The organism is Halolamina salina (assembly GCF_042678005.1).
Taxonomy (GTDB): domain Archaea; phylum Halobacteriota; class Halobacteria; order Halobacteriales; family Haloferacaceae; genus Halolamina; species Halolamina salina.
This window is the reverse complement of sequence record NZ_JBHUDH010000078.1, coordinates 1-2,792: the sequence shown is the minus strand read 5'-3', so window position 1 is coordinate 2,792 and position 2,792 is coordinate 1. Positions and strand designations below refer to the sequence as shown.

The 2,792-nt window shown below is 51.9% G+C and carries 2 protein-coding genes and 1 pseudogene; 1 reads left to right on the top strand and 2 read right to left on the bottom strand.

All coding sequences use genetic code 11. The features are described 5' to 3' along the window. The first annotated feature begins 178 nt into the window (after nt 1–178). Nucleotides 179–1,333, top strand: coding sequence for a hypothetical protein (locus ACFR9S_RS08035; RefSeq protein WP_379818392.1), 1,155 nt, complete (start codon nt 179–181; stop codon nt 1,331–1,333). A 23-nt stretch (nt 1,334–1,356) separates the two neighbouring features. On the opposite strand, the gene ACFR9S_RS08030 is transcribed toward ACFR9S_RS08035, so the two are convergent. Continuing rightward, the gene (locus ACFR9S_RS08030; protein ID WP_241729604.1) at nt 1,357–1,578 is read right to left on the bottom strand and encodes a hypothetical protein; all 222 of its coding nucleotides are present in this window, start codon (nt 1,576–1,578) and stop codon (nt 1,357–1,359) included. 80 nt (nt 1,579–1,658) lie between these two features. After that, nucleotides 1,659–2,792 (bottom strand): annotated as a pseudogene (locus tag ACFR9S_RS08025) (plasmid replication protein RepH); the annotation flags it as partial.

Sequence of the window (2,792 nt, the reverse complement as noted above, 5' to 3'; positions counted from 1 at the left end):
CATACCACTTGAAAGCCACCTTACTCTTATCAAGGTATGGGAAACTCACCACTACGCAGTCACCCAGTTTCACGTGATGAGGGTGTTTCGAAGGTGTTGGGTAGAAGGTCTATTCTGAATTCACGCATCCCTCCGATTCATAATCACAGGATCAAATCTTGGTATCAAGAAGAACTCCATGCAATACGGACAATTCAAATCCGACTACCCGAACATAGCGGGACTACTACCGCGGAACTTCATGGCCGATGCCGACGAGGAAAACACGCTTCGGCGAGCAGTCGCGCAGGATCGAACCGAGTACCTCGAAATCATTGACACGCTTGCCAAGAAAACTCCCGCAAAAGAAATACGGAAAGACCCAAATCGGCTAACTAGTAAAACCAACTTTCAGTCCTTCTATGCGGAGATGAAAGCATATGTCGCGTTGAAGCACTGGGTGTTCGCTCCGTACCCTGCCGATGTCCAGGGAACCCAGGGTGAGCCGGATTACGAGTTCAATATCGGGGAACTCGATATCGAAGTTGCCAGCAGAACGTCGTGGGACAAGGTAGACAACGTACGAGTGGCGGTAGAGGATAAGCTGGACAACACGCAGTATACCGCGCTTATCACACTGAAAGACGATTTTATCAAAATCCCGTACAAAGGAAACGAGATTGCTCACAACGAGCAGTTGGTCGATGACATCGTGGACAAGATCGTCAATCTCGATACGTCCAACCTGCCGTCCTCAATCAATAACAACGGGTTTCAGATTGAATTCGAAGACACAGGAGGTGGCGGGTCAATCATTCGGTGGGAAGGTGCTGAGCGAATTCCATTAGATCCGAAGAACAGTATCGTGGACCAGATCGAAGACAAAGTGAAAAAACAGCGTGGAGGCCGCCCCCTCCTCCTATTCTATGATGCGGATGTCTCGTTCCTTGAACCGGAGGATATGCGGCAGCTGCTGCACGGAACCAAAACAGGCGGTCAGAATCAGGAAGTCTCTGACACGGTGTATCAGCACCGAAACGTGTGGGGAGACTATCTACGAGACAACGGGTATATCCCGGAATCAGGCAGGACGACGTATTCGAAGGCGGTCGAGCCTGATGATCCAAAGTTTGATCTGAAACATGAGGGTGACGCGTGTATCTGCAGTGGTGATGAAGGACTATTCGCAGATCGGAAGTTCGACCGGGTAGCTGGTGTCTTGTTTATTGACAAACCAGGGTATGGCTATTTCTTCCCGAACTTCTATTCAGAGAAGATGAACTTCCATCAGCTGTACCGCGGTGTTTCCAGGAACATCGAGGTACGGTCGAACGAATTTAAAGACTTGCTCTGAAGGCCTCTAGAGCCGAGAAGCAGTCAATAATCATCTTCTGAAGAGGGTTCTTCTAATGGCGTCGTGGGAACAAGATCACCGTGCCGGAAATCAATGGGAAGAACCTCGCCCGTTGACCGTCTTTTTACGCGGTAGAGGTACTGGTCACGGTCACGCCCTGTCTCAGTGTTCAGATCATCCTGCAGACGGTCAGTGACGATGCATTTGACGCCGTGGTACCGGACGTCGGGGTCGTCTTCACCCACGTACACGGTTACTTCATCTCCTTTCGAGTACGGTTCAGATGCTGGTTGTGGAGGATTCATTGCGTAGTTATCGATTGTCGTCAGTCATTAGTTAGCCCTGGTGACGGTTGACTGAGACGATCTCTTTTGGTAGCTGTTTCTGAAATGTCCTGGAAACTCGATTGGGCTGCATCAGGTCCTGGAGATTGACCAAGACGAACGACAGTAGAGTCCGAGGCTGCTGTACCAGATGGGCCTCGTTCAAGATCGCCCGAATCGGCAAATGCACCCCAGATGAATGGCCACCATCGTCTGAGCCGGTCGTATTCGTCGAAGAGAGCCTTGATATCGTCACCTGGTCGGATTCCCTCGATGTACGTTGTTTCGAGGTCAGGTAAGTCGTAATGGGTGGTGAGGTGGCACATCACCGCACTGGCAACATCACGAGGGAATTCAGCGAACAAGATACCCGTGTCTGGATCGGGGTCAGCAAAGGGTTCGTCCCGATCACTCTGCGGTGTCCACCACGGCTCTAAGTGTGCCTCCCACCGGCGGTGTCCCTCGATTTCCCGGGGTTCAATGATATCCCAAGCAGCAAGTTCGTTGATGTAGCGGTCGTAACTACTCTCTGAGATATCCGCGGTATCGATGATTTCAGAGCGTCCCATCGGATCATCAGCGTTGAGCAGTGTTTTGAGGAGTTTCGTCGCTGTTGGAGGGAGTTCAGGCAAGAGACGTTTCGTGGGGAGATTCGACAGTCCGTATGAGATGTCTCTTACAGTGAGGAAATCGTAACTCTGGGTGGATTGGGCAATGTGGAGCATAGCCTCAGCCACGTCGTGAGGACACGCCCGGTGTGGGCGATCTTCCGTTCCAAGGACACGGAGGAACAATCTGACGAGCCGTTCGAGATCCTGTTTCCCTTCGTGAATATCCCCTTGGTGAGCCACCTGATAGCTCTTCGCCGAAGCGTATTCCTCGACAAGATCACGGACCGCGGAATAGGAATTTCCAATCAGTACGGGAATTTCCATCACTGGTGTTGACTCTCGTCCGTTCGCAATCGCTTCACGGAGTTCGTTCGCCTCTTGATCGATGGCACGCTCGATGTCGCCGTGGAGATCGGTCATCGTCGGTCCTGAGAAAACCCACGACGCCGTCAGGTGCATCGTCGAGTCAGCATCGTCCACGTCGTACGGAAGACGACGTTTCAGTTTGTCCGGTCGGTCCTCCAG

Bases quoted from the DNA above. Each gene is read 5' to 3' on its own strand.
- ACFR9S_RS08035 (WP_379818392.1), top strand. From the start codon at position 179: ATGCAATACGGACAATTCAAATCCGACTACCCGAACATAGCGGGACTA.